This is a genomic window from Oligoflexus sp. (assembly GCF_035712445.1).
GTDB lineage: Bacteria > Bdellovibrionota_B > Oligoflexia > Oligoflexales > Oligoflexaceae > Oligoflexus.
This window is the reverse complement of sequence record NZ_DASTAT010000136.1, coordinates 1-5333: the sequence shown is the minus strand read 5'-3', so window position 1 is coordinate 5333 and position 5333 is coordinate 1. Positions and strand designations below refer to the sequence as shown.

The following is a 5333-nucleotide window of genomic DNA, read 5'->3' as shown; positions in this document are numbered from 1 at the left end:
CGGGATGAGTCCTATTACTTCGCGCCTCAGGGTCAGACCAAGATCCTGAACGAAGGCTGGGCCACCTACTGGCATAGCCGTATGATGACGGAACTGCATCCTTTGCAGGATTCGGAAATCATCGACTACTGCGATCAGCATTCCGGTGTGGTCGCCGCGGCTCCTGGTCAGCTCAATCCTTATAAACTCGGCCTCGAACTCCTCCGTCATATCAAAAGACGCTGGGACAAGGGTCAGTTCGGGATTGACTACGTGAACTGCGAGGATCCGAAAAAACGGGCCGAGTGGGACAAGCAGCTGGGCCTTGGTGATAAGAAACTCATGGAAGTCCGCAAAGTCCATAACGACATCACCTTCATCGACGCCTTCCTGGATGAAGATTTCTGCCACGAGCAGAAAATGTTCCTCTACGATTATGATCGTCGTAACAACCGCTATGTGATCAGCAACAGAAAGTTCGGCGAGATCAAGCACGCTCTCCTGGGTCAGCTGACCAACTTCGGCCAGCCCATCATCCTGGTCAAGGATGGGAACTTCAAGAATCGCAACGAACTCCTGCTTGAACATCAGCACGAAGGTACTGACCTGAAACATGAGTTCACCACCGAATGCTTGCGCAACCTCTTCAAAGTCTGGCAACGGCCAGTGCATATCGAGACGATCATCGAAGACGTCAAACGGCGGGTTTCTTATGACGGCTCCAGCCACAATGTGGAAAAAGTCTAAGTTCGTACAATGGCTTCTGGTGCTGGGCTCTGGCCCAGCGCTGGTCCTGCCTTTGCCAGGCCTCTCTCCGTTACAGCCTCAGGCTGCCTTTGCGGTGGAAGCCCAAGGGAACCGCTTGCCCAATATTCGGCAGGTTGCGATCATGCCCGTCTATTGGCAGGGAAATTTCCCTGAATCGCATCGCTTCACGCAGAGCAAAAAGCACATTGATGCGACCTTTCCGCAGCTCGTTCGCAATTCCAAACGCTTTGTCTTCGGCAATGATGTGCTGACGGCCGACCTTTGGTCGACACCGGAAGGGCGTCAGCAGCTGGCCGAGGAATATGAGATTGATGCCATGGTGAACCTGACCGTCACGGGCCAGGGCGATACCATGCGTTGGACTGTGCGCCTTCTTCATCCGAGCATGCGCAACTATCTGACGGAAAGTGAAACCCTGCCTTTCAATTGGCTGCTCGCGGCCACCGATGCGGATCTTGATCAAAGACTGCAGAATCTCATCTTCCGCATGCTCAATCGCTTTCCCGTCGATGTCCATGTGACTTCGATCCAGGGCCGTTATCTGACGCTTTCCAGCGGCACCGAGCAGAACGTCTTTGAAGGCGATGATCTTAGCTTTTATCAAACCAGCGTCAGGACCCAGCATCCTGCTGATGGATCCTGGCTGAATTTCGATCAGAAACTTTTGGGCAAAGCCAAGGTCATCGAAAGCAAAACGCATAGCTCCATCGCTCAGATCACAGCGCTTTCCTATGCCGATGCGATTCACGTCGGTGATGGAGCCAAGGTGGAGGCGATCGCCACAAGGCGTGCCTTCCAGCAAAAAGCCAAGGATGAGCCTTTCTATACGCCGGTGACGCCCGACAGCCCCTTGGTCGAAGCCAAACCTCTCCCCGGCGCGGTTCCGACTCCGCGTCGCGAGCCCCCGCGTGTCGCCCAGAACAAAATCGAACCTGCGCCTGAGACTCAGGTCCAGCAACCCCCACCGCCTGAACCGATCCCGGCCCCCAATCCCGTGATGCCTTCTGAGGATGCCGACGCGGAAGGGGAAGGCCTGCCCATCGCCTTTAAAACTGTGGAATTTCAAGGACAGAATGAAAGCCTTTCCGTTTCGGGAGCGGTCAAAGCTTCCAATGAATTTCCCGTTTATCTTTTGAATCGCGTGGACGTGGCCGCGACGCAGGATATCACCGACGAAGTGGAAGGCGTGGCCCGCGCGCAGGTCCGCTTTGGGTCCACAGCGAAAGGCAGTTACTTCGGTTTCGGCCTTGGTTTTGAGCCTCTTTATCGACTGCCCATGCGCACGGCGATGATGCCGAGCCTCGATCGCATCATGGTCGGCGCGCTCGTCAGCTTTGAAAGTCTCGCTGTCAGCGGGGAACGTTTCGGCGGCTGGGACACGATCTCAATCGGTCCAACCGTTCACCTGCAGGGTTCCTATCACGTCATCAGCATGGCGCAAAACTTTGATTATGATATCAGTGGACGGCTGACACCGATTGATATCGGTGAAGTCGGCGTCGCGGGCAAAAAGCGCAAGATCAGCGACAGCTTCACGCTCGACCTCGAAGCCAACGTCATTCAAAAGGCCAAGGCCCAGGATTGGGAATGGGGCGCGATGATCGGCTACAGCACCGGCACCTGGAACCTCAGCAAAGGCTCCGTTGATATCAGCACCTTCCGCCTCGGACTCGCGGGCCGTATGCGGCTGTAACAGGAGCTGGCGCGCCGTCAGCGCCCGCCCCTTCAGGCCAACTGCAAAATCGCTGCTCGTGATTGGATGATGGCCTTGTATTTTTCCCGGAATTCAGGCGAGAGAAAGCTTTTATCCACCCGAGCGAGTTGCAGCTGAGTAAGCCATTTTGAATGCCAAATTCTCTTAACCACAGCACTGCGAATTTGGCGGGCATTCCGTGCACCCGTCATTGACAACAGCCAACACTCAGGGCACCTTGGCAAAAACCGGCCCGTCCGGTTCTTTTGCCGAGGACCTTATGATACTGCAGCGCCTAAGAACGGAAACCCGCCCCCATCATGATCGACTGGATAATCATCCGCTCATGGTGCAGCTCATGAGCCCCGCAGTGTCCCGTCCTCTCTACGAATCCATTCTGAAAAAATTTCTGGGTTTTTATCAGAGTGTCGAACCGCATCTGGCTGCTTTCGATCACTGGCCCTCACTCGATATCAATCTCAAGGAAAAGCTCAAAACGCCGAGCCTGCTCAGAGATTTAAGCAGTCTCAACGTGATGGCAAAGGATATTCCCTCTTCGCCTGCCCCGGATTGGATCCACGATGAAGCCAGCGCCATGGGCAACTTTTATGTGATGGAAGGCTCCACGCTCGGCGGTCAGATCATCACAAGGCATGTGGCCTCCCGCCTTCACCTGAGCCCTGATAACGGTCTCGCTTTTTTTTCCAGCTACGGTGATGCCGTGGGCGTGCGTTGGAAGGAAACACGTGACGCACTTGTTCGTTTCGCCGAGCAATCTCATGCCGAGGATGTGATGATTGAAAGCGCAAAGAAAACCTTCGAAGCTCTGGCGACCTGGCTGGATAAAAACTAAAGCCCCCATCCCTATCCTGTGCATCTATGCATAGAATCATTGAATAATTGAAATCAACAGGGACCTCATCACTATGCTAGAGAGGGGTGCAGGATTTTTCCCACAGATTGACAAGATAGGCACCCTTGGGTCATACCCTAAGAGCCTCAATCCAGGAGCCTAAGGCCACGGGGAAACGTTGGTGAAGCCTTCAAAAATCAAAGTCCTGCTCGTTGAAGATTTCGAATTCGATGTAGAGGCCATAGTGCGGGCTCTCAAGGATGAGTATGAGGTCGTCGACTTCACCAATGTGTATTCGCGCCGGGATTTTATCAAGGCTCTGGACGACGATTTTGATCTGATAATCAGCGATCACAAGCTCCCCGACTTTGATTCCTTCGATGCCTTCGATATTCTGCGAGCATCCGGCAAGGACATCCCCTTTATCATCATCAGCGGCGCCATCACCGAAGATCGGGCGGCCCAGACGCTGAAGAAAGGGGCCGCCGACTTTCTTTCCAAGAATTCCCTGACCCGTCTTGGTTCCGCCACCCGCGAAGCGCTGGAAACCAAAAGGCTGCGCGAGGCCCATACCAGGGCCCAGCAGGAACTGACCGACGCTCAGGAACGCTTGCGTCTGGCCATGGAATCGACCCGCGTTGGCACTTGGGATTTTTGGCCTTCGGAAAACCGCTTCACCTTCTGCCCTCGCTCGGCTGAGGCCCTGGGTCTTCAGGGCGCTTTGGACCTGAGCGCGCATGAATTTTTCGAACTCATAGCGCCTCCTGATCTGGAGAGTCTGAAGCAATCCATCATCAACCCGGAAGCCACGCTTTCCGCCAATGCGGACTATTCTGTGGAGTTCCGCCTGAAAGCCCGCGAAAGCTGGATCGGACTGAAAGGCAAAGCCTACTTCGATCCAAACGGCAAGGTTGAACGCATCATCGGCATTCTCATGGACATCACCGATCAGAAACGCAAAGAGGACAGCCTGCGCGCCCAGACGCAAAAATCCGAGGCCGCAAATCGTGCCAAGTCCACGTTTCTGGCCAATATGAGCCACGAAATCCGCACGCCTCTGGGTGTGATCCTGGGCTATGCCGACCTTCTTCTGCATCCCGCCGACACCGGCAAGGATGAGCAGGAGCAGTATCTTCATCGCATCATTAAAAACGGTCAGGAACTTGCGCGATTGATCGACGACATCCTCGATCTTTCCAAAGTCGAGGAAGGTCGCATGGAAATCGAAAAAAAGTCATTTGATATCTTCGAACTGATTCACGACATCACGACTTCTTTCCAGGTGAAGCTCCAGGAAAAAAATATCGAACTGAGCACCTCGATCCATCCGCGGGTACCGGCGGTCGTCTATTCCGATCCGAAAAGACTCCGCCAGATCCTTGTGAATATCGTGGGCAACGCGGTTAAATTCACCGAAAAAGGCGCGATCCGCCTGACGGTCGACATGATTCAAAGGGCTGATCAACCGGCTCTGCTTGCGCTTAAAATCATCGACTCCGGCATCGGCATCAGTGAAAGCAAGGATCTCTTCAAGCCCTTCCATCAGGAGGACGCCAGCACCACCCGGCGTTTTGGAGGCACTGGCCTCGGCCTCGCCTTGTCCAAGGCCCTGGCCCAGTCCCTGGGTGGCGATGTGGAGCTTTTGGAAACCACGGCCGGTGTGGGCAGCACGTTCCTGGTCACCGTGGAATCGGGTCGTATGTTGAGCCTTCAATCGTCACCGCATGTTCACAAGCCAGGCGCTGCGAGTTCAGCCGGTGAACTTCCACTCAGTGATATGAAAATTCTGGTGGCCGATGATTCCAAAGATAATCAGCTTCTGATCAAACGCATCCTGCAGCGCTGCGGAGCCTCCGTGACCACGGTCAGCGATGGGGAACTGGCGGTTCGGGAAGGGACCAGCAATCCTTACGATGCGATTCTGATGGATATGCAGATGCCGATTCTCGATGGCTATTCTGCAACGCGCAAATTACGTGATTTGGGCGTCGAAATACCAATCGTGGCCCTGACCGCCCACGCGATGCAGGAAGAGATGCA

At 54.6% G+C, this 5333-nt stretch carries 4 protein-coding genes; all 4 read left to right on the top strand.

Annotated features, from left to right (window positions below; all coding sequences use genetic code 11):
- Positions 1 to 726 (top strand): SpoVR family protein (locus VFO10_RS28615; protein ID WP_325145445.1); only part of this gene is annotated, 726 nt, incomplete at its 5' end.
- Between the two features lie 115 nt (positions 727 to 841).
- Entirely contained in the window at positions 842 to 2440 is a 1599-nt protein-coding gene (locus VFO10_RS28610) for a hypothetical protein (RefSeq protein WP_325145444.1), read from the top strand.
- 199 nt (positions 2441 to 2639) lie between these two features.
- Positions 2640 to 3293 carry a biliverdin-producing heme oxygenase gene (locus VFO10_RS28605; RefSeq protein WP_325145443.1) on the top strand — a complete coding sequence of 218 codons (654 nt, stop codon included), beginning with the start codon at positions 2640 to 2642 and terminating at the stop codon, positions 3291 to 3293.
- A gap of 181 nt (positions 3294 to 3474) precedes the next feature.
- On the top strand, positions 3475 to 5333 hold a 1859-nt coding region (locus tag VFO10_RS28600; protein ID WP_325145442.1), incomplete at its 3' end, for a hybrid sensor histidine kinase/response regulator.